We start from the raw sequence: 22,530 nt of genomic DNA, 5'->3' as shown, positions 1-22,530 counted from the left end.
CCATCATTAAAAGGAAAAAAGAAAGCTCACCTTTCTTTTTTCCTTTTTTCTATTTCATAAATTCCGTATTAATAGTATAATTATTCATAATTATCTGTTTTATATTCTTTTACAGCATTACTATCTCTGTGTACAAGGTGATTCGCACCTTAAATAGTAAGATTATTCTAACTTTTACAAGAGGGGGGATTGACGGATGCTCAATAAAAAAAATACATGGACACCGTCTTTATTTCGAGATTATAGAAATGCAGAACATGATGCGTGTGGAATCGTTTCCGTTATGGAGAAACGAAAAATTGCTACAAAAGAAAACATTGACCTTTGCATACAATCACTCGTCAAAATGAATCATAGAGCTGGTTTCATTAATGGCGAGGGCGATGGCATCGGCATTCACATTGATATACCAAAAACGCTTTGGCATGAAAAACTAAAAAGTAGTGGATATAATCCAACGATTGTGGATCATCCCCACTTTATCGTTGGACATTTTTTTCTAAATAAAAAAGAAAACATTACTGCCTTAAAAGATTATATTCGTACGCAATTAAACAACAAAAACTTTACTATCATTTTCGAAAGTGATGATGGAACAAACTCAGATGCGCTCGGTCCACTCGGTAAACAAGAAGAACCTTTATTTTGGCAAGTTGCCCTTATCGCAGAAAACGAAATTACAAATATTGAGCAAACATTATTTTCTGTCACAATAAAAATAGAGGAAAACGAAACAATTCATGTTGCTTCATTAAGTCGTGATCATGTTGTATATAAAGTTCTAGGTGCTGGTGATACACTTGTTGCCTACTATAATGATTTACAACATCCACTTATCGCTTCAACTATGACATTAGGACATAACCGCTACTCTACTAATACATTATCTAATTTTTTTCGTGTACAACCATTTAGTATTCTCGGACATAATGGTGAAATTAACACAATTGCGAAATTACGCGATCAAGCTGAAATGATTGATGTACCACTTACTGCTGGAGGCAGTGACTCTCAAGATTTAAACCGCACCTTAGAAACCCTACTTGTTCAATACGACTACAGTTTATTTGAAGCAATGGAAATACTATTCCCACCAATTATTAATGAAATTAAACTTTATGAAACACCTTTACAAGATTTATATACGTATATACGTGAAGCATGGGGACATTTTGCACAAGGACCAGCTGGCATCATTTCACGTTTTAAAGATGAAGCTGTTTTCAGCGTTGATTCTCTTGGATTACGCCCAGTATGGAAAGTAGAGACAGAAAGCTCTTATATTTTCTCTTCTGAACCTGGAGTTGTATCACCAACTAAATATGTAGCAGAACCAAAACCACTCGCTCCTGGAGAAAAAGTCGGATTAAAATGGAATGAACAAGATGAACTTGTTCTTTATGAATATGACAAATATCAAATCCAAGTATATAACCGTTTTAAAAAGCGAATTGATACTACCAATTACCATTTAAATTTATCTATCCCTGAAACGAAAAAAATTCAAGGGCTATGTGATTCTGTTCAAGTTAAAACGAAACAATATGTCGCTTTCGGATGGGACCGAGAACATATTCAACTTCTTGAACAGATGGCAACAAAAGGCGTTGAGCCAATACGCTCACTTGGGCATGACTCACCACTTGCCGCACTTGATACTGATAGACGAAATATCGCTGACTTTATTAAAGAAAGTGTAGCTGTTGTTACAAACCCTGCAATTGACCGTGACCGTGAAATTGAACACTTCTCTACACGTACTGTACTTGGAGAGCGTCCAAGTTTATTAAGCGGCGCAAAACGGCCATTTGTAGTTGAAATGCTTTCACCAATTATTTTAGAAGGCAGCGTGGCACAACCTATTGCAGAGGAATTACACACAATTACGTACGAACAACTCATAGAACTATTTAAAACTCATAACTCTATCGCCACAATCTCTGCTACATTCAGCTCGTCAGAAACTCTACAATGTGCATTAAACCGCATTAGTTCTGAAGCGATAGCTGCTGTTAACAATGGTGCTTCCCTACTAGTATTAGATGACGCAAAAGCCCATCTAAATGAACGCTTTTGGATTGATCCACATTTAGTTACTGCTAAAGTGCATCAATCATTAAGTGAAAATAAATTACGCCGCAATTGTTCTCTCGTTATACGTTCTGGTGCCCTTCGCTCCTTACATGACATTGTCACGCTATATGGATTAGGAGCAGATAGTATTAATCCATATTTATTATTCGCGACTGTAAATGATGGAACAAAAACACCAATTACGAATCTGTATAATGCACTTAATAAAGGATTAGAAAAAGTCATTTCAACAATTGGCATTCATGAGTTACGTGGTTACGGACGTCTCTATTCATCTATTGGGTTACATGAAGAAATCGCAAATATATTACAAATTACAAATTTCTTCGGTTCAAATGATTTAGCCTTTTCACTCGAATCACTTGCTGAAGATGCAAAAATACGAGCAGAGGATTATAACAATCCTAAAATTAGAATGCGAAAATCATTTCATATATTCCCGCGAATTTGGAAAGCAATCGGCGACGTTGCAAAAGGAAATTCTTATGATGATTACCGTGACAAGTTAAGTGAACTAGAAGAGAATAATCCAATCGCAATCAGACACCTTGTCCAAACGAAACAAACAAAACATGTCGTTCCAACTGAAGAAGTATCTATCGGCATTCAAAATCATAATTTACCATTTATTATTAGTTCTATGTCATTTGGTTCTCAAAACGAAATTGCCTTTCGCGCATATGCAGAAGCAGCCGATCAGCTAAATATGATTAGCTTGAACGGTGAAGGCGGCGAAATTAAAGATATGATTGGAAAATACCCACATACACGTGGACAACAAGTGGCATCTGGGCGATTTGGAGTAAATGCCGAACTACTAAACTCATCCAACTTAATTGAAATCAAAATCGGTCAAGGCGCAAAGCCTGGGGAAGGCGGACATTTACCTGGTTCAAAAGTAACAGCTAAAATCGCTGAAGCACGTAATGCGACAATTGGCTCAGATTTAATTTCACCTTCTAATAACCATGATATTTATTCAATTGAAGATTTAGCTCAAATGATTACGGAAATTAAAACAGCTAATCAACTTGCCAAAGTAGCCGTGAAAGTCCCTGTCGTTCCTAATATCGGAACAATTGCTGTCGGTATCGCCAAAGCTGGCGCTGATTTTATTAACATTAGCGGATTCGATGGCGGAACAGGTGCTGCCCGTATTCACGCATTGCAACATGTTGGTCTTCCTGTAGAAATTGGTGTTAAAGCCGCTCACAACGCTTTATTAGAAGCAAGCATGAGACATAAAGTAGAGATTTGGGCAGATGGTGGTATTCGAAGTGTAAATGATGCCTTGAAAATCATGCTCCTCGGAGCAAACCGGATTGGATTTGGCACACTATCAATGATTGCAATCGGCTGTACTACTTGCCGTGGGTGTCATCTAGATACTTGCCATGTTGGAATTGCGACACAAATTGAGTCTGAAGCACAAGCAAAAGAACATGGGTTACGCCGCTTCGTCCCACGCGAATTAGAAAGCGCAGTTGCTGGCCTGCTAAATTTATTCACCTCTTTCGGTGTAGAACTAAAACGATTAACAGGACAGCTTGGGTATACAAATTTACAAGCAATAGTTGGGCGTTCTGATTTATTAGAGCAAGTTCGAGGCGAAAATTTATTAAACTTACGTAATTTACTACAAATAATAGAACATCCATCTGTTACAACAACAGATGGCGTACCGGAAAAACAATTTAAAACAGTTCATTCCGCTGACTCAAAAGAATTAGTAGGCGTTGGTGTAGAGCAACGCGTTATGGGTGGTCTAGAATCGTGTTATCGCGTTCGCAGTAAACTATATGAAGCTACTCAACTTGAACCACTTACATTAAAGTATACGAATGGTTCTATTCCTGGAAATGGGTTAGGCGCTTACAATAGTGAAAATTTATTTATACACGTAAATGGCGGCGCACAAGATGGCATTGGTAAAACTTCCTTTGGTGGTGGGATTTATATAACAAAATCAAAAGGAAAAGACGGAGTATATTATAACGGTTCTGTCGGAAAAGGATTTGGATATGGTGCACAAAAAGGGGCACTATACGTGCAAGGGAACGCTGATGCTCGCGCTGGCATTCGCCTTTCTGGGGCAGACATGATCATTGGAGGTAGAATAACAAAACCACTTCGTGAAAAAGAGCAAGGAAATATAGGTGCATACTCCAATATTAAAGGTTTTGCTTTTGAATATATGACAAATGGGCGAGCGCTTGTTTTAGGTGACCCTGGGCCATGGATTTGTGCTGGCATGACTGGCGGTGTTGTTTATTTGCGTCGTGATTCAAACTTAGGCTTAACAGAACAGGCCTTAAAAAGAAGAATCGCAAAAGGTGCAAATGTTACATTACAACCAATTAGTAAAAATGGTTTGAAAGATGTAACTGAATTATTGCTAGACTATATTCGTGTATTAAATGAGCATGAGCAATATGAGGAAGTTGCTATATTAACAGCATTATTAGATGATATACAGAACCAGTTTTTTGAGATTATCCCGAAAAAAGAACAGGCAGACCCATCTATCTCAACAGAGTAAAATAGGTAATTTTCATTATTAAGAAAAAATTGACGAAGTACGCTTCTCATAGTAATCTATAGTAACAATTTGAGACCTGCTGAAATTCAGCAGGTTTTTTTACTAAAAACTGATGTTTAAAAGGAATTAGGAAAAATTATAAAGTGAAACTTTAATTAGCCTACACCAATCGGACGTTTACTGGCATCCAGCTTCTGAATTTTGAGGCGTGAATCTTACTGCTCACAATTAGCGGGATAAAATGAATACTAATTTCTTTTAACGTCACTAAAATATCACTTGCTAACATATTGTAATGAATGTATAGTATCATGTTGTACATTCATTATGACAAGAGAAAGGATCTTATTAAGGGTATGAAACTTGGTGCTCGCATTTTAAAAACGGGTATTGCCATCACGTTAGCTTTATTTGCTTGTATTTTACTTCAATTACCGAGTCCGGTATTTGCGGGAATTTCAGCTATTTTTGCTGTTCAACCGTCTGTATACCGTTCTTATTTAACAGCACTTGAACAAATTCAAGCAAATGTAATTGGTGCGATATTTGCTATCGCATTTGCTACTGCTTTTGGACATAATCCTTTTATTATTGGATTAACATGTATATTAGTAATTGCTCTTACATTACAATTACGATTAGAAAACACAATATCAATTGCTTTAGTAACAGTTATCGCCATTATGGAGTATCAAGGCGAAGATTTCTTTAGTTTTGCCTTACTTCGATTTGCGACGATTATGATTGGTATTATTGCGGCTTCACTTGTAAATTTAGTATTTATGCCGCCGAAATATGAAACAAAACTTTATCATCGTATCGTTGATAATACAGAAGAAATTGTAAAATGGATTCGAATGAATAGCAGGCAGGCTTCTGATTTTACAACGCTAAAAACTGATATTGATCGTATGAAAGAAAAAATGATCAAACTAAACCATTACTATTTGCTGTATAAAGAAGAAAGAAGCTACACGAAAAAAGTAAAGTTCGCAAAAATTCGTAAGCTCGTTTTATTCAGACAAATGTTAGCGACAACAAGCCGTGCTTTAAGTACGTTAAAATCATTACACCGTACTGAAAATGAACTGCGCTATATGCCAGAGGAATTTCAGGAATCTATCCAAAACGAACTTGATTCATTAACGCATTATCATGAACAAGTTTTATTAAAATTTATTGGTAAAGCAAAAAAACAACAATCAGTTGAAATGCTTGATGAAGTCGAAACAGGTAAACAAGAATTAATTGATATCTTTATGGAATATCAAAATAAGGACGATGAAGAAGCATATAAAACATGGTTACATCTCTTCCCTCTTATTTCTTCCATCATTAACTATAGTGAAGAAGTAGAGCATTTAGATTTACTTGTAGATAGCTTCTACACATACCATAAACCAGAAAAAGAACTCCAAATCGATGATAAAAAAGAAGACGAATAAAAAACAGCTCCTTTTATGCTAAAGGAGCTGTTTCTGTTATATGTTGAAGTTGATATAAATTATAATAAAATCCTCTTTTTCGCATTAACTCTTCATGAGAACCTGTTTCTTTAATCTCACCGTCTTCAATGTAAATAATCGTATCAACATGCGTAATCGTCGCTAATCGATGTGCAATTATAATCGTTGTCCGGTCAGCAGCTAACGTCTGAAGCGCCTCTTGAATATACCTTTCATTTTCTAAATCTAAAGCCGAAGTTGCTTCATCCAATATAAGTACCGACGGATTCTTTAGAAATACGCGTGCAATTGCCACGCGTTGCCTTTGCCCGCCCGATAGCTTCACACCACGTTCTCCAACGACAGTATTATAACCATCTGGTAAGTCTATAATAAAATCATGAATTTGCGCAGCTTTGGCAGCTGCAATCACTTCTTTCTCTGTAGCTTTCGGATTTCCATATAGAATATTAGCTCCAATTGTATCGCTAAACAATAAATTATCTTGCAGTACAATTCCAATATGACTACGCAAATTTCTCATATTATACTTTCTTACATCTATGCCATCTACATAAACCGCGCCTTCAGAAACATCATAGAAACGCGGGATCAAACTAGCAAGAGATGACTTCCCTCCCCCACTCGCTCCTACAAGCGCTACTTTCTCTCCAGGCTGCATAGTTAATGACAAGTTGTGTAATATCTCTTTTTCATCTGCATTATAACGAAAAGAAACATTGTCAAATACAATTTCTCCATTTAATTTTTTCGTTTGTACTGCATTTGGCACATTAACAATATCGTATTTTTCATCTAACAGTTCAAACACACGGTCCATCGATGCAAAAGATTGTGTTAATGTTGTGGATGAATTAACAAGGCGGCGAAGCGGACTATATAAACTATCCATATATCCAACAAAAGCAACCATCGTCCCTAGCGTTAACTGCCCCTGAATTACTTCATATGCTGCAAAACCAATCACAAGTAACGGACCTAAATCGGTTAACGTATTTACTGCCGAAAATGTTCTCGCCGTCCAACTTGTATGGGTTAATGCTTTCGTTAAAAATTCATTATTTCTTTTTTCAAACTGCTTCCCCTCATACTCTTCTAACGCAAAGCTACGTGTCACTTGCATTCCTTGAATACGTTCATGCAAATACCCTTGCATCGTCGCTAACGCTTGTGAACGCTCTTTCGTCAATTTCCGAAGACGTCCGAAAAAATATTTCACTGCAATTACATAAATAGGTAAAATCAATAACGCAACAAATGTTAATTTTATATTCATAGAAAACATAACAATGATAGCAATAGCAATTGTTGCAGTATCTAACCAGACGTTCATCAAACCAGTAATTACAAAATCCTTCGTTTGTTCTACATCATGGATGACACGCGAAATAATCTCCCCTGTTTTTGTATTGGAATAATAACGTAAACTTAACTTTTGTAAGTGACCGAAAATATGCTTCCGCAAATCATACAGTATTGTATTTGCGATACGTTGTGCGAAATATTGACGATAATATTCAATCGGTGGTCTTAATACCGCAAAAATAAAAAAAGCAATTCCAATCGCTGTTATTAATTGAGATGTTTTATCTTGAAGTGAGCCCGCGCCTTGAATTACATCATCTATAATATACTTTAATAACCACGGCATAATAAGTGGGATACCGAATTTAACTAGCCCAATAATAATTGTAATAGCAATAAGCCATCGATATGGTTTAACAAATTGTAAATATCTTTTTATGCCTTGCACATAATCCCCCCTCTAATAGGACAAACCTGCCGGGAAGCCCCCTGCAGGTTTGTTTTAATTTCTGTACATTAAATATCGTTCATACCACATATCTACGAAATCTGGTGCAAATGGACCTTTTCTTTGATGAATCCACTGTGTTAAATGTGCTACATTTCGTTTTAAAATTGTATCAATAACAGGTGGATACTGCATAATTTGACTATGTTTTTCATACTCATCTTCATCTAGAAGCGTATATGTCATATCTGGATATACTTTAATATCTAAATCATAATCAATATACTTTAATGCTTCAGGATCATACGCAAAAGGTGAGCTTAAATTACAATAATAATATACGCCATCTTCCCTAAGCATCCCAATCACATTAAACCAATAGTTGGCATGAAAATAACAAATTGCTGGTTCACGAGTAATCCATGTTCGGCCATCCGATTCTGTAACTACTGTACGATCATTCGCTCCGATTACAAGACTCTGTGTCCCTTTTAAAATTGTTGTTTCTTCCCACATTCTATGAATGGAGCCATTATGTTTATAACTATGTATTTGTACTTTTTCTCCTTCTTTGGGAAATCCCATATATGCTCCCTTCTTTCAACTGCAAATGCCCTTTGAACGGCATTCACTTTTTTTCTATTATAACTTTTTTGTCGAAATTTTAAAACTAAAGGGACAAGACTCTATTTTTCACAGTGAATATGCAGAATGTTTATTGTTGAATACAATAATCCCCAATCTTCTCAGGAAACAAGGATTGTACTGTATTATTTATAAAAGAGGACATGTAATAGAAAAAGTCCCTCTCTATTGAAGGACTTTTCATCTGAAAGTAATAATATATCTTATCCTAAATTTGAAATCATTTTTTCATTTTCAAAAGATTGGATTACACTATTCGTTTGTTCTTCAAATTTCTCATGTAACATCTTCAATGCTACTTCTGTTCTATATATTTCCTGGCGGATAAAATGCAGTTCTTTTTTATCACACGTATCTTTTTCATTCATTTCAATTTGTTGATACTTCTCTAGATGTGCTTGTAACTTTAACAACTCATCCATCGTTTCTAATTGCTCCCCTACCAACTTATCAAAATCGTTCATCACTTACCCCCTTTTGGACTTATTCATCAGTTATTATTCCTAATTACATAATTCTAATTGTTAACTGCCTTCTCCTTTGACTACATTTGTTGACTTATTAGAAGTTATGTCGTTCACTTTCTTTTCATTACAACGATCCACGCACAAAGAAAACACTCCTCACGAATTAGAGAAGTGTTTTTCTTTCATTACTGATTTGAGCTAGAAGATTGTGATTGTTTTGCAGCTGACTTAGCATTTTGTTTTTTCACAGCATGCACGTCTGTTTCAGTTGCAAATTCTGTACCATAACTAGCGTTTGCACTTTGTGCACCAGAAGCTTGTGCTTTCTTTGCTTCTGATTGTGCGTTTGCTTGTTTTACTGCTTGCACATCTGTTTCAGTTGAAAACTCTGTACCATAACTAGCATTTGTACTTTGAATGCTAGCACCAGAAGTTGCCTTGTTATAACCTTGTTGTTTTTTACTCATCTTTCTCACCTCCACAATCAATAATGTAACCAATTCACTTAGAAGCTATCCGTAATTTTCTTTTGAATAATTTCCGCATATATCTTTTGTTACTTATTCAAACTATAAGAAATGGAGGTGGGAATATGTATATAGGACGCGATATGACTGAACTAACGATGGTTTCAAAAAATGAGTGGAAAGAAGATGAATTAGCTTATTTTCATCATTCATTACAACAAATTTTGCCTTATTTAAACGCCGAAGGGCAAAGTATTTACAAAGAAATTGTAGTAGAAATCGAATCAAGAGGCGGCTTACAAGAAGGCGAAGCTAGTTGGACTCATGGGACAAAAATTTCTTACGATTAAAAAAGTGTTCCCTAGATTGGGAACACTTTTTTTATTTATTGCATTGTAATTTTCTCCACGCAATTTTCGTAAATAGTACGATGTGATTTCGAGAAAGGCAATTGCTCGAATGCTTCTTTCGATACAAATTTTAATGTATCTGTATCAACAATATTACCGGTTACTTTTCCGTAAAATACAAATATATCCCAAGTACGATGTGTAAACGTATGTTGTACATTCATTGCGTACTCATCAATAGAAACCCCGAGCTCAAATTTCTCTTTCATATAATCTATAAGCTGCTCTTTCTGATTTCGAATCCCTTCGCCAAGTTCAATATTCGGAAATTCCCACATGTTAGCTAATAATCCGGTACTTGGACGTTTATTAATGACGTAACGACCATCTTCCGTTTGAAGTACTCCTGCAACAAGGGGTACCATCGTCGGAGCTTTCGCTTTACTTTTTACTGGTAACTCCTTTTGAACACCTTCAGCATATCCCCTGCAATGTTCACGTACAGGACAAAGTAAGCATGCTGGATTTTTCGGAATACAAATTAGTGCACCTAATTCCATCAAACCTTGATTAAAATAAGATGGATTTTCAGTCGAAATAATTTCACGCACAATCTCTTCAAAAACTTTTCGAGTCTTTGGTTTTGCAATATCATCCCATACTGATAAAATGCGAGATAATACACGCATAACATTTCCATCAACTGCCGGCTCTGGTATACCATATGCGATACTTAAAATAGCACCTTTTGTATATGGTCCAACTCCTTTTAACTTTTCAATTTTCTTTACATCACTTGGTACAACCCCGCCGTATACTTCTTTTACCTCTTTTACTGCCGCATGTAAATTACGTGCTCTAGAATAATATCCTAAACCTTCCCATGCTTTTAATACTTCTTCATCATCTGCGTTCGCTAACGCTTCAAGTGTAGGAAACTTCCCCATAAAATTTGCGTAATATGGTTTTACAGCTTCTACTCTTGTTTGCTGTAACATAATTTCAGAAACCCAAACGCGGTATGGATCTTTATTCTTTCTCCATGGCAAGTCGCGCTGTTCTTCTTCAAACCAACCAATTAAATCATTTTGAAACTGCTCTATATTAAAATTGTTTAGTATTTCAAGTGTCAAACTTGATCCCCCTCATTTTTTTGCATATAAGTACTATTATAAAGATTTTAGGAAAAAATTTAAGTAAGATGACATAGGAAATAGAAGGCAAAGGACTTGAGGTATCGAATAAAAAGAGTTACATTAATAAAAAAACGGAGGTGGATTTCTATGGACACAGCCACTCACCTTGTTATGGGTATCACTTTAGGTAGCTTAGCAACATTAGATCCAGCCATAGCACAAAGTGATATTGGCCCTCAAGCTGTTATGCTTGCTACAATTGCTGGTTCCAACATTCCTGACATTGACACAGTTTTAAAATTGCGTAATAACGCTAAATATATAAGAAATCATCGTGGGATTACTCATTCCATTCCCGCGGTAATTCTTTGGTCATTCCTTATAAGTGGCATCTCTTTCGCCTTCTTTTCAGAAGCTCCATATCTTCATTTACTACTTTGGTCATTTATTGCCGTCTTTCTTCACGTCTTTGTAGATATTTTCAACGCCTATGGTACACAAGCATTACGACCTTTCACAAAAAAATGGGTCGCACTTGGCATAATTAATACATTCGATACCGTAATTTTCTTTATCCATATACTTGCAATTGCTTGCATGCTCGTCGGTTCTCATAAAGGATATACAGCCTTAGCAGCATATATATTAATGATTATTTACTATATCGGACGGATTATGATGCATAGAAATATAAGAAGCGTTGTACACAAACGTTTCAACAATGTCGAGAAGATTATCATTTCTCCTTCTTACCGATTTTATCATTATCATTTAGCAGTCGTTACGGCTGATTATTACTACGTTGCGAGATGGCATCGTGGTAACATCATGATATATGATAAGTTCGATCGGGTACCGTTCCCAGACAATGATATTATGCGAGCAGCTAAACAAGATGAAAACATCTCAGCCTTCTTATCTTTCTCTCCTGTATATCGCTGGGATATTTTTGATCATGATCATTATTACGAAGTACGATTCATTGATTTACGATACCGAAGTAAAGATTATTATCCATTTGTTGCGATCGTTCAGCTCGACCACAATTTAAATATTATTAGCTCCTATACAGGATGGATTTTTAGTGAAGAAAAACTTCGAAAAAAACTAGAATTACTTCCACATTAAAAAAAGCGACTTAAGTCGCTTTTTTTAATGTTTCAAATGATTTTCTTGATTAATTAAATGGCTGTACTTCGGATTATTTGTACGCATTTCATGAAGGCGTATACCATGATTATTAATCCATGATCGTACCACTTGTTCCGTCATTTCATCGCCTTGATAACGACCTGATTTGGCATAAGTTGTTTGAAAATCTTCCCATAGTAACTCAACCCACGCACGAGCTTGTGCGTAAGAAAGCTTGTCATTCTTGTCTAATAATTCTTTCGTTAATATTTCATAAATATCATTCATATTATAATCTCCTTTTACCTATTTATCCCTTCATTTCTAAAGGATAGTTTCTTCAATTTTGCACATTCTATAATTGATACTTCTTAAAGAAGAGGTATCAACCGATAATGAGGAGGGCGTTCGCAATGGGTAAACAAGCCGAATTTTGGTCTGAGTCAAAAAATAACAGCAAAATCGACGGTCAACCGAAAGCGAAATCACGCTTCGCTTCGAAACGACCTAACGGCACAATTAACACGCACCCACAAGAACGTATGCGTGCTGCAAATCAGCAGGAAGAGTAGTACAAATTAAATTAACTTCCTACACGAGGTGATAAAGATGAGCTACCGTGATCGCTTAGATAGTCGTTCTGAATTATTTAACCATACGTGGACTCGTCCAAAACATGCGAAAGCGCAAGTTAACGGACAGACGCAACAAACCCAGTCTCTCATTATATTGGCAAATGAATGTAAAAAACGCCAATTTTAGAATCTCCTATCTCCTTTAACGCCTACCAAAGATGAAAACCAGAGAGATATGTGCTCTCTGGTTTTTATTTTTCTTGCAATAAGGAAATTGGTATGCCAATCTCTTCATTATCATTTTGCTTATATCCCCAAGCAAATACCCCATTGAAATACGTAATTTTAAATAATACACCAGGTTCTTCTACTAATTCATATGTTTCACCAATACGGAATTTGTTTATATCCGTCATATAAGCACGAGCCATTGCCATTTTTCTCATTAATACATCAAATTCATTGACAATCCCAAGCTGCTCAGCTTTTACTGCTTGCTCCTTCAAAGCGCCAATTTCTTCCCTTAGCTCATGCGGTGTCATTTCACTGTAGCGTTTTGGCATATTCATCTTATTCTCCTCATTCCTCTTCGCGTTTCATTTGCAAAAATATCTCGATTTCATCAATAGAGAATCCTTTTCGATATAACGCTTGTTTCATCTTGTTTTCAAATGTCCATCCATCATGCTTCTTATATTTCTCATAATATTTATTCCCATGATAGTGTAACGCTTCTTGTTGCTTTTCGTCATCTTTTTCGTCTTTCAATTCTTCCAAACAAATCTGAATTACTTCTCTAGAATATCCTTTTCGAACAAGCATCTCATCTAACTTTAGTTTCATTTGTAAAAAAGAATGCTTTTGATAAGATTTTTTCTTCTTTTCTATGAGAAACGAAGCATTCTCAATTTGCTTTTCCTTTGGATATTCTTGTAAACTATGTGTAATAATTAAATCCTGAACACCTTTATTTAATAGCTCTCTTTTAATAACAGTTGGACCTTTTCGATTCACATTACTTTGCGTTCGCGTATATAAAACAGCATACTCTTTATCATTAATATATCGGTCATGTAATAATTTCGAAACGACTTCAGAGATGATGGCCTGTCCCACTTCTTTTTTTCGTAAAAAATCTTCTATTTCTTGTTTTGTTCTCATTTGATAGGATAAATAGGAGATTGCTTGTAAATATGCTTTTTGTACTTCTTCATTGTACAAAATATTTCCTAACTCGATTTCATCAATTTCTAATCCTTTTTGTAATCCATGTTTTATTAAGATTACTTGATCCACACTAAATCCGTACTCTTCGCCTTGACCTTTATCAATATAAATATTAAATCGTTCTTTCGATCGTTTTTGTACTTCGATTTTTGTAATGACAGCCATACTCTCACCTCTCTATTATTTTAACATAGTCGAGGAACATTTTTTCTTTTCAAGAATATATATAATGAGGAGGAAATACTTGTGAAAATCGCAATTTCTGGTGGTACAGGCTTTATCGGCAAATACCTTTCTACTTTTTTTATTCAAAAAGGATATACTGTTTACATTCTCACACGAAAAAAAACTACTGAAACTTCCGACCCTAACCTTCAGTATGTTCAATGGACACCGGATTTACAAACCTTCCCCCTCTCTTCTATTGATGTAGTTATTAATCTAGCCGGAGAGTCTATTAATAGTAGATGGACAAAGCAACAAAAGAAAGCCATTTTAAACAGTAGAATTCAAACAACAAAAGGACTCATTAAACAATTGCAAACACTCCATACAAAACCACACACATTTATTAACGCAAGTGCTATTGGATACTATGGAACGTCTGAAATAGAATCTTTTACAGAACAGCATAAGACTCCTGGAAATGACTTTTTAGCAAATACAGTATATTCATGGGAACAAGAAGCATCTAAAGCAAGTTCTCTCGGAATACGAACAATCTACACAAGATTTGGAGTTGTATTAGGTGCAAATGGAGGAGCTCTTCCAAAAATGCTACTTCCCTATCAATTCTATATCGGCGGCACCATTGGTTCTGGGAAGCAATGGTTATCATGGATTCATATAGACGATGTCGTTCGTATGATGGATTTCATCATACACAAAAAAGAAATTGATGGTCCTCTTAATATGACAGCACCAACACCTATAAGAATGAAGGAATTTGGAGAAACCATTGCAACTATAATGAAAAAACCCCATTGGTTGCCTGTACCTTCATTTATCATTCAAACTTTATTAGGTGAAATGAGCATACTTGTACTAGAAGGGCAACGTGTATTACCCATTAAAGCAATTGAACATGGATACCAATACACATTTCCGGCAATAGACCATGCATTACAAAATATACTTTCGCATACAATGTAGTACTTCTAAAACACAATTTTACATGGGCTCTTTCAAAACTTTCATTTTCTAGAATCCGAAGCATCACCATACAAATAACCTTTCAGTTACTTTCCCTTAACTTCCATTAGCATTATAAAGTAACAGAAATGAGGTACCTATGAAAATATTGCTCAAACAAGCCATTGTATACCCTATTACATCTCAAAAATTTCAAGGCGATGTACTCGTTACAGGAGAGCGAATTACCGAGGTCAAACCTTTTATTCAACCTACTCAGGATATGACCGTTATAGATGCACGAGCACTCCATCTCTTACCTGGCTTTATTGATGTCCATACTCACCTTGGTCTCTATGATGAGGGTACTGGTTGGGCTGGAAATGATGCCAATGAAACATCTGAAGTTTCAACACCACATATTCGTTCTTTAGATGGGATCCACCCTTTCGATATTGCCTTTCAAGACGCTGTACAAAACGGAATTACAACCGTTCACGTTATGCCTGGCAGTCAAAATATTATCGGGGGTACGACTTGTGTAATAAAAACAGCTGGAACTTGTATTGATCATATGATTATTCAAGAACCTGCTGGTTTAAAGATTGCCTTTGGAGAAAATCCTAAAAAAGTCCATAGTAATGGAACAAAAGAATCCATTACACGTATGGGGATTATGGGGTTACTTCGGGAATCATTCTATGAAGCGCAACACTACGGGCACGAAGCTGATTTTCGAATGCTTCCTATTTTAAAAGCATTACGTCGTGAAATACCCGTACGTATCCACGCCCATCGAGCAGATGATATTAGTTCTGCGCTACGCTTTGCAACGGAATTCAACCTTGATCTACGTATTGAACATTGTACAGAAGGACACTTTCTTGTTGAAGAGCTTTCGAAACACAATTTGAAGGTTTCAGTTGGTCCCACTCTGACACGTCGTTCTAAAATCGAACTAAAAAACAAGACATGGGATACTTACCATATATTATCTAAAAATGGTGTGGAAGTTTCTATAACAACAGATCATCCTTATACACCCATTCAATATTTAAATATTTGTGCCGCTGTCGCAGTAAGAGAAGGGTTAGACGAGAAAACAGCACTAGAAGGAATCACCATATTTCCAGCGCGAAATTTGCGTTTAGAGGATAGAATTGGAAGCATCGAGGTTGGAAAAGACGCCGATCTCGTGTTATGGACTCATCATCCTTTCCATTATTTAGCCAAGCCTGTACTAACTATGATTGATGGAAAAATAATTTACAAAAAAAATAAAAAAAACTAGTTTATTTTTTTGACTAGATAAAGTATTATACGATTATAAACTGAATGAAACCATAATCAATTTGTGTCGTGATTATCATTTTCAAATTGATGAATGGGGAAGGCAAATGGTGCGCCACCAGCGTTAGAAACTGGTTCTAGTGGGTTCGATTCCCACCCCGAAATTTTTTAAAGATTGATATAAAAATTTCGAGGGTGGGGTGTTTTTTCGTCATGCTACCCTCGTGTGAGGAGGAGTTAGTATGTTGAAAAAACGCGACTTACACGACAGCCACGTTCTATACGAGTTAATGGTGGATCCAGCTGTCTTCCCTTTTGTGCGTCAAAAGGCTTATTCTTATGAAGAATATTTATTCTTAACGAAACAAACGATTGAAGCTGAAGAGCGTGGTGAATTAATTTCACGCACAATTTTAGATGAATGGGGTAACCCTATCGGAACAATTACTTTATTTGATGTGCAAGAAAAAGCTGGATTTCTCGGGACATGGCTTGGCAAACCATATCATGGAAAAGGCTATAATAAATTGGCAAAAGATTCATTTTTTAGTGAACTTTTCTATGAATTAGATATTGAAACAATTTTCATGCGTATTCGTAAAATAAATATTCGTTCTATTAAAGCTGCAGAAAAACTGCAATATGTGAATCTAGCAAACGAAACAAGAAAAGCCGTATATGATGAAATTAACGCAAACGAAGAAGTGTATAACTTATATGAAATTCCAAAAGATCAATACACACTTGCTACAATGCGAGATACAACCTTCAAAGATGCTCATCAATTAAAAGAAGCGTAATCTAAATTTTCTGAAATAATAATCAATAGTTAACATTTTCCATATGCGTATATCCCCTCATGTCTTTGGAAACGATAAATAGTAACTTTAAGACACGAGGTGATTTGTAATGGATAAAAAGAAACGTGATAAAGCAAAAAACACATTATCTAGTACACAAGAAGTTCTCTATCAACGCGAATTTCAAAAAGCAGATCGTGCAGCAGGATATCGCTCGAAAAGCATTTAAAGTGAAAATGAATAATTAGAAGTTTCCCCCCTAATTATTCATTTTCATTACATAATTTTCTCGACTGATAGAAGTAAGCAAAAAGGACCCTTATACATAAGGGTCTTTTTTGCTGTGGACAACTTTATCCACAAAATCAATGAAATTGTTAGTAATTTTCAAAAACATTTAATATTTTTCTATATTAAAGCATATATCAGCTGTTTTAATTGTGGATATTTTTCTAAAAATTGTGGACAATGTGGATATAGTTGTTAATATTCCGACTTTACTGTTTAATGAAAGCGTAATCCTTTTGTGGATAACTGGCTAAATTTTCTTTGAAAATAACAAAGAACCCTCTTTACATATACAAAGAGGGTTTCATATTAAGTAAAAGATTGTGCAAGAGCAGGTGATTTAATAGGTATATGGCGCGGTTCTGCATGATTTTCTGCCAAAATTGCATCTACAATATGACCAGCTGGCTCTGGAAGATAGATGCTTTTCATTGCTTCTTTCATTTGAAGAAGCTTCACATCATCTTGTAATAATGCCTCTGTTTTAGCAAAAACCTCACTATCATCGCGAATGACAACTGCTGCTCCCTTTCTTTCAAAGTACATCGCATTTTCATTTTCTTGTCCTGGAACAGGCTTATATAAAATGACAGGTACTTGCAACGCTGCTGCTTCACTTAATGTTATTCCGCCTGGCTTCGTAATCATACAAGAAGTAACACGGAATAATTCATCAATATTTTCAACATACCCAAACACTTTTAATGCATCGGAATTTTGCTTCTGTAAACTTAATAAATCCTGTTTTAAAGCTTCATTTTTCCCACAAACGACAACTACTTGTAAATTAGGCACTGACATAAATGATTGGCATAGTTCTTTTACATTTCCTAATACCCCATGAGCACCTGCTACAATTAGTAAAATCTTTTTGTTCTCACATAACTGATATTTATTATATATGATTTCTGGATTTACCTTTAACTCAAAACTACTCCGAATTGGAATTCCTGTTTCAACAATTTGTTCCGCAGGTACACCGATATCAACCATCAATTCTTTCACGTGATCCGTTGCAACAAAATAACGATCTACTTCTCGATGAATCCATATTTTGTGCACGCAAAAATCCGTTAATACGTTATAGACAGGAATTGAAATACCTGTTTGTTTCTTCAATTCTGGTACAGCGATAATTGGAAATGTATTAATTACAATATCTGGTTTCTCCACCTGTAACAGTGTTTTCAAACGTTTTCTTCCAAAGTTCGCATACCAAGATGCTATTTTCTTATCATAAATTTTTTCTACCCCGTAATAAAACAAACGATATAATTCTTTTCCTATTGTATAACTTTTTAAATATAGATATTTTGTAATGTCAGTTATAAATGGATGTGATTCTCCAAACAAGTCGCATACAATAACATCTTCAATTCCTTTTTGGCGAAATGTTTGTTCTAATGTTTTTGCTACTTGCACATGACCATTACCGTAATGTGCAGTTAATATTAAAACCTTGGGGTTTTTTATCAAACAAATCCACTCCTAGCTTTTTGTTTCTCCATATTGCATATACGACAATAGGAAAAACATTTTCCTTAAAAATTACATAAACAGATTCTAATAATTCCCTTTCAGCTATGTACCTGTCGTGGATATGCAAAGCATATAAGATTGACCCCTTAATCCTATCTGTGCTCATATCTTTACATTATACTTTCCTATAAGAGCTTTCGCAATAACTTACAAATGTTCTCTATTCCATGATACTCACTCTTTTACTTCTTAATTCTTTTTACTATTTTGATTTCCCTTTACAATTATGTAAATTTCTCCACTTATTCCTTACAAAATTATGGATATTCTACTTTCAGTATACTCTTTTATCAATATATACTCTAGATTTTATTGTAAAGAAAGCAAAAAGCCTAATCCAATATTTGGATTAGACCGCTTGTAAAATATGTTTAGCATGTTCTACATTTTTCTCAGTAGGTGGTTCTACATTTGCGAGTGGGTACTTGTGTCCAAGCGCCTCCCATTTATATACACCAAGCTTATGATATGGTAACACTTCAACTTTTTGAACATTAGACAGGCTTTGAATAAAGCTAGATAGTTTTTGTAGATCCTCTTCATTATCCGTAACACCAGGGACTAATACGTGTCGTACCCAAATCGGTTTATTCTTATCCGATAAATAACGAGCAAATTGTAAAATATGTTCATTTGGTTTCCCTGTTAATTTACGATGCTTTTTGGAATCGATATGTTTCAGATCCAATAAAACTAAATCTGTATAATCCATTAAAATATCTAGCTTATTTTGGAATTCTGGTTCCTCAGAATAACAACCACCAGAAGAGTCAATTGTTGTATGGATACCAGCCTCTTTACACTTTTTAAACAACTCAATTAAAAAGTCTAGTTGTAATAATGGCTCTCCACCGCTAACTGTTATACCGCCTCCGGAAGCTTCAATAAATGGAAGGTAACATGTCACATCCTGCATCACTTCTTCAACTGTTATTTCTTTACCTTTACCGATTTCCCACGTATCAGCATTATGACAATATTGACAACGTAATAAACACCCTTGTGTAAATATGACATAACGAATCCCTGGGCCATCAACAGTACCACAAGACTCTACAGAATGTATTCTTCCTTTTACCATGTTACTTCCTCCTTTATTGAAACAGCCTCCCTTCGCTATATATTAAGAACGAAGGGACACTTTTTTTCATTTACATGCTTTCATGCATTGTACGGTTAATTACATCAATTTGTTGTTCACGAGTTAATTTAATAAAGTTTACAGCATAACCAGATACACGAATTGTTAATTGTGGATACTTCTCAGGATGTTCCATTGCATCCATTAATGTTTCACGGTTAAATACGTTAATATTTAAGTGGTGGCCTTCTTTTACTGCATAGCCATCAAGCATTGATACTAAGTTACGTACTTGTACATCATCTTCTTTACCAAGTGCTTTCGGAATAATAGAGAATGTATTAGAAATACCATCTTGTGCATCTTTATATGGTAATTTAGCCACAGATAATAATGAAGCTAATGCACCTTTTGTATCACGTCCATGCATTGGGTTCGCACCTGGTGCAAATGGTTCTCCAGTACGGCGGCCATCTGGAGTATTACCAGTTTTCTTACCATATACAACGTTAGATGTGATTGTTAAGATTGACATTGTATGAACAGAATTTCTGTATGTTTTATGTTTACGAAGTTTATTCATAAATGTTTTTACAAGATTTACAGCAATCTCATCTACACGATCATCATTGTTACCGTATTTAGGGAAATCTCCTTCAATCTCGAAGTCAACTGCAATACCATTTTCATCACGAATTGGTTTTACTTTTGCGTATTTAATTGCACTTAATGAATCTGCCACTACAGATAGACCCGCGATACCTGTTGCCATTGTACGAAGAACATTTGTATCATGAAGTGCCATTTCAATACGTTCGTAGCTATATTTATCATGCATGTAATGAATAACATTTAATGTGTTTAAATACAGGCCTGCTAACCATTCCATTGTCATATCAAACTTATGCATAACTTCTTCATAATCTAATACTTCAGAAGTAATCGGTGCGTACTCAGGACCAACTTGTGCTTTAGATTTTTCATCTTTACCACCGTTAATCGCATATAGTAATGCTTTTGCTAAGTTTGCACGTGCGCCGAAGAATTGCATTTGTTTACCAATTCTCATTGCAGATACACAGCAAGCAATTCCGTAGTCATCGCCGTAATCAGCACGCATAATGTCATCATTTTCATATTGAATTGCTGATGTTTTAATAGACATTTTTGCACAGTAGTTTTTAAAGTTTTGTGGTAATTGTTTAGACCAAAGAACTGTTAAGTTTGGTTCTGGAGCTGGTCCTAAATTATCTAATGTATGCAAGAAACGGAATGAGTTCTTTGTTACTAATGAACGACCATCTAATGCCATACCACCGATAGACTCAGTTACCCAAGTTGGGTCACCAGAGAATAATTCATTATAATCAGGTGTTCTTGCAAATTTCACAAGACGTAATTTCATAATGAAGTGATCCACAATTTCTTGTACTTCTTCTTCTGTTAAAGTACCATTTGCTAAATCTCTTTCAATATAAATATCTAAGAATGTAGAAGTACGTCCAAGACTCATTGCAGCTCCGTTTTGCTCTTTAATTGCTGCAAGATATGCGAAGTATAACCATTGGAATGCTTCTTGCGTATTTGTTGCTGGCTTAGAAATATCAAAACCATGAGCAGCAGCCATTTGTTTTAACTCTTGAAGTGCACGCATTTGCTCAGATAACTCTTCGCGTAAACGCATTGTCTCTTCGCTCATTACACCGCCAGTTAAATTTAAATCAGCTTTTTTCGCTTCAATTAAATGATCTACCCCATATAATGCTACACGACGGTAGTCACCGATAATACGTCCACGTCCGTATGCATCTGGAAGACCAGTAATAACACCTGATTTACGAGCAGCTCTCATTTCTGATGTATAAGCATCGAATACACCTTGGTTATGAGTCTTTCTCCAATCTCTAAAAATACGACTAAGTTCTTTATCCATTTCGTATCCGTAAGATTCACAAGCTTGTTCCGCCATACGAATACCACCATATGGTTGTAAAGAACGTTTAAATGGTTTATCAGTTTGGAAACCGACTACTTTTTCAATATCTTTATTTAAATATCCTGGTTCATGTGATGTAATAGAAGAAACGATTTTTGTATCCATATCAAGAACGCCACCGTTTTCACGTTCTTTTGTTGTTAAATCCATTACTTGATCCCAAAGTTGTTTCGTTGCTTCAGTTGCTCCCGCTAAGAAAGATTCATCTCCTTCGTAAACGTTTACATTATTTAAAATGAAATCGCGAACATCAATCTCAGCTTTCCATTTTTCACCTTTAAAGTTTTCCCATGCGTTTTTAACATTTTCTAATACTTGAGTCATCCTAATCTCCTCCATTTTTGATTAGTACAGGACTAAGATTTTTTATATAACAGCTTACACACTTAGAATACTACTTTTTTGCGAAAGTGAACGAAACAGTTGTGACATGTTTGTGAAATGTTGAGCAAACTACTATATGTATAGTGTTAACTTCACTTAAAAGTCTTTATAATTAACCCTTTCCTTAATTGTATTTTTTTGGTACCCTTATATACGAGTCCTATTTTGTAA

The 22,530-nt window shown here is 35.4% G+C and carries 21 protein-coding genes; 10 read left to right on the top strand and 11 right to left on the bottom strand.

Going from position 1 to position 22,530, the window contains the following annotated elements; all coding sequences use genetic code 11:
• Positions 1 to 196: 196 nt before the first annotated feature.
• On the top strand, positions 197 to 4,633 hold the full coding sequence (locus CGQ22_RS20385; protein ID WP_089149225.1) for a glutamate synthase-related protein: 4,437 nt from the start codon (positions 197 to 199) through the stop codon (positions 4,631 to 4,633).
• A 356-nt stretch (positions 4,634 to 4,989) separates the two neighbouring features.
• Entirely contained in the window at positions 4,990 to 6,078 is a 1,089-nt protein-coding gene (locus CGQ22_RS20380; RefSeq protein ID WP_000765787.1) for an aromatic acid exporter family protein, read from the top strand.
• Positions 6,079 to 6,091: 13 nt separating this feature from the next.
• Here CGQ22_RS20380 and CGQ22_RS20375 read toward each other — a convergent pair whose 3' ends face one another.
• The 4 genes from CGQ22_RS20375 to CGQ22_RS20360 all read right to left on the bottom strand — a co-directional run bounded on the left by CGQ22_RS20375 (position 6,092) and on the right by CGQ22_RS20360 (position 9,431).
• Complete coding sequence (locus tag CGQ22_RS20375; protein WP_001161595.1) at positions 6,092 to 7,852, bottom strand: ABC transporter ATP-binding protein; 1,761 nt, start codon at positions 7,850 to 7,852, stop codon at positions 6,092 to 6,094.
• 54 nt (positions 7,853 to 7,906) lie between these two features.
• A complete protein-coding gene (gene ntdP / locus CGQ22_RS20370) occupies positions 7,907 to 8,437 on the bottom strand; it encodes a nucleoside tri-diphosphate phosphatase (protein WP_000506624.1) in 531 nt (176 codons plus the stop codon).
• Between the two features lie 263 nt (positions 8,438 to 8,700).
• Complete coding sequence (locus CGQ22_RS20365) at positions 8,701 to 8,961, bottom strand: YgaB family protein (RefSeq protein ID WP_000997576.1); 261 nt, start codon at positions 8,959 to 8,961, stop codon at positions 8,701 to 8,703.
• A gap of 188 nt (positions 8,962 to 9,149) precedes the next feature.
• The gene (locus CGQ22_RS20360; protein WP_000039044.1) at positions 9,150 to 9,431 is read right to left on the bottom strand and encodes a gamma-type small acid-soluble spore protein; all 282 of its coding nucleotides are present in this window, start codon (positions 9,429 to 9,431) and stop codon (positions 9,150 to 9,152) included.
• Positions 9,432 to 9,556: 125 nt separating this feature from the next.
• Between CGQ22_RS20360 and CGQ22_RS20355 the strand changes: the two genes are divergently transcribed.
• Positions 9,557 to 9,781 (top strand): hypothetical protein, encoded by a 225-nt coding sequence (locus tag CGQ22_RS20355; protein WP_000275447.1) that lies wholly within the window; start codon positions 9,557 to 9,559, stop codon positions 9,779 to 9,781.
• Between the two features lie 35 nt (positions 9,782 to 9,816).
• Here the strand turns inward: CGQ22_RS20355 and mutY are convergent, their stop codons facing one another.
• On the bottom strand, positions 9,817 to 10,914 hold the full coding sequence (gene mutY / locus CGQ22_RS20350; protein WP_000171393.1) for an A/G-specific adenine glycosylase: 1,098 nt from the start codon (positions 10,912 to 10,914) through the stop codon (positions 9,817 to 9,819).
• Positions 10,915 to 11,064: 150 nt separating this feature from the next.
• Between mutY and CGQ22_RS20345 the strand changes: the two genes are divergently transcribed.
• Complete coding sequence (locus CGQ22_RS20345; RefSeq protein WP_000379107.1) at positions 11,065 to 12,045, top strand: metal-dependent hydrolase; 981 nt, start codon at positions 11,065 to 11,067, stop codon at positions 12,043 to 12,045.
• 24 nt (positions 12,046 to 12,069) lie between these two features.
• Here the strand turns inward: CGQ22_RS20345 and CGQ22_RS20340 are convergent, their stop codons facing one another.
• Complete coding sequence (locus CGQ22_RS20340) at positions 12,070 to 12,336, bottom strand: YfhJ family protein (RefSeq protein WP_089149224.1); 267 nt, start codon at positions 12,334 to 12,336, stop codon at positions 12,070 to 12,072.
• A gap of 125 nt (positions 12,337 to 12,461) precedes the next feature.
• On the opposite strand from CGQ22_RS20340, the gene CGQ22_RS20335 reads away from it, so the two are divergent.
• Complete coding sequence (locus CGQ22_RS20335) at positions 12,462 to 12,620, top strand: small, acid-soluble spore protein K (RefSeq protein ID WP_000517891.1); 159 nt, start codon at positions 12,462 to 12,464, stop codon at positions 12,618 to 12,620.
• Between the two features lie 37 nt (positions 12,621 to 12,657).
• Positions 12,658 to 12,810 (top strand): YpzG family protein, encoded by a 153-nt coding sequence (locus tag CGQ22_RS20330; RefSeq protein ID WP_000122093.1) that lies wholly within the window; start codon positions 12,658 to 12,660, stop codon positions 12,808 to 12,810.
• Between the two features lie 64 nt (positions 12,811 to 12,874).
• On the opposite strand, the gene CGQ22_RS20325 is transcribed toward CGQ22_RS20330, so the two are convergent.
• Together CGQ22_RS20325 and recX are read right to left on the bottom strand one after the other, a co-directional pair.
• Complete coding sequence (locus CGQ22_RS20325; protein ID WP_001057024.1) at positions 12,875 to 13,192, bottom strand: YfhH family protein; 318 nt, start codon at positions 13,190 to 13,192, stop codon at positions 12,875 to 12,877.
• Positions 13,193 to 13,202: 10 nt separating this feature from the next.
• Positions 13,203 to 14,015, bottom strand: coding sequence for a recombination regulator RecX (gene recX, locus CGQ22_RS20320; RefSeq protein ID WP_000268503.1), 813 nt, complete (start codon positions 14,013 to 14,015; stop codon positions 13,203 to 13,205).
• Between the two features lie 81 nt (positions 14,016 to 14,096).
• On the opposite strand from recX, the gene CGQ22_RS20315 reads away from it, so the two are divergent.
• From CGQ22_RS20315 to CGQ22_RS20300, 4 genes are all read left to right on the top strand, one after another.
• Positions 14,097 to 15,002 (top strand): TIGR01777 family oxidoreductase, encoded by a 906-nt coding sequence (locus CGQ22_RS20315; protein WP_000684401.1) that lies wholly within the window; start codon positions 14,097 to 14,099, stop codon positions 15,000 to 15,002.
• A 139-nt stretch (positions 15,003 to 15,141) separates the two neighbouring features.
• Positions 15,142 to 16,272, top strand: a complete 1,131-nt coding sequence (locus CGQ22_RS20310; RefSeq protein WP_000698317.1) for an amidohydrolase — start codon at positions 15,142 to 15,144, stop codon at positions 16,270 to 16,272.
• A gap of 241 nt (positions 16,273 to 16,513) precedes the next feature.
• On the top strand, positions 16,514 to 17,071 hold the full coding sequence (locus tag CGQ22_RS20305; protein WP_000914735.1) for a GNAT family N-acetyltransferase: 558 nt from the start codon (positions 16,514 to 16,516) through the stop codon (positions 17,069 to 17,071).
• Between the two features lie 109 nt (positions 17,072 to 17,180).
• Positions 17,181 to 17,300: a YfhE family protein gene (locus CGQ22_RS20300; protein WP_000358482.1), complete on the top strand. Its 120-nt coding sequence runs from the start codon at positions 17,181 to 17,183 to the stop codon at positions 17,298 to 17,300.
• Positions 17,301 to 17,668: 368 nt separating this feature from the next.
• Here the strand turns inward: CGQ22_RS20300 and CGQ22_RS20295 are convergent, their stop codons facing one another.
• From CGQ22_RS20295 to pflB, 3 genes are all read right to left on the bottom strand, one after another.
• The gene (locus CGQ22_RS20295; RefSeq protein WP_000594687.1) at positions 17,669 to 18,835 is read right to left on the bottom strand and encodes a diglucosyl diacylglycerol synthase; all 1,167 of its coding nucleotides are present in this window, start codon (positions 18,833 to 18,835) and stop codon (positions 17,669 to 17,671) included.
• Positions 18,836 to 19,247: 412 nt separating this feature from the next.
• Positions 19,248 to 19,979, bottom strand: a complete 732-nt coding sequence (pflA, locus tag CGQ22_RS20290) for a pyruvate formate-lyase-activating protein (RefSeq protein WP_000238466.1) — start codon at positions 19,977 to 19,979, stop codon at positions 19,248 to 19,250.
• Positions 19,980 to 20,049: 70 nt separating this feature from the next.
• Positions 20,050 to 22,299, bottom strand: a complete 2,250-nt coding sequence (pflB, locus tag CGQ22_RS20285) for a formate C-acetyltransferase (protein WP_000195482.1) — start codon at positions 22,297 to 22,299, stop codon at positions 20,050 to 20,052.
• Positions 22,300 to 22,530: the final 231 nt, after the last annotated feature.

Origin of the sequence: Bacillus sp. M13(2017), from assembly GCF_002218325.1 — a bacterium.
Classification (GTDB): Bacteria; Bacillota; Bacilli; order Bacillales; family Bacillaceae_G; genus Bacillus_A; species Bacillus_A thuringiensis_K.
Note: the sequence above shows the minus strand (reverse complement) of the source record. Positions and strands in the feature narration are given on the sequence as shown.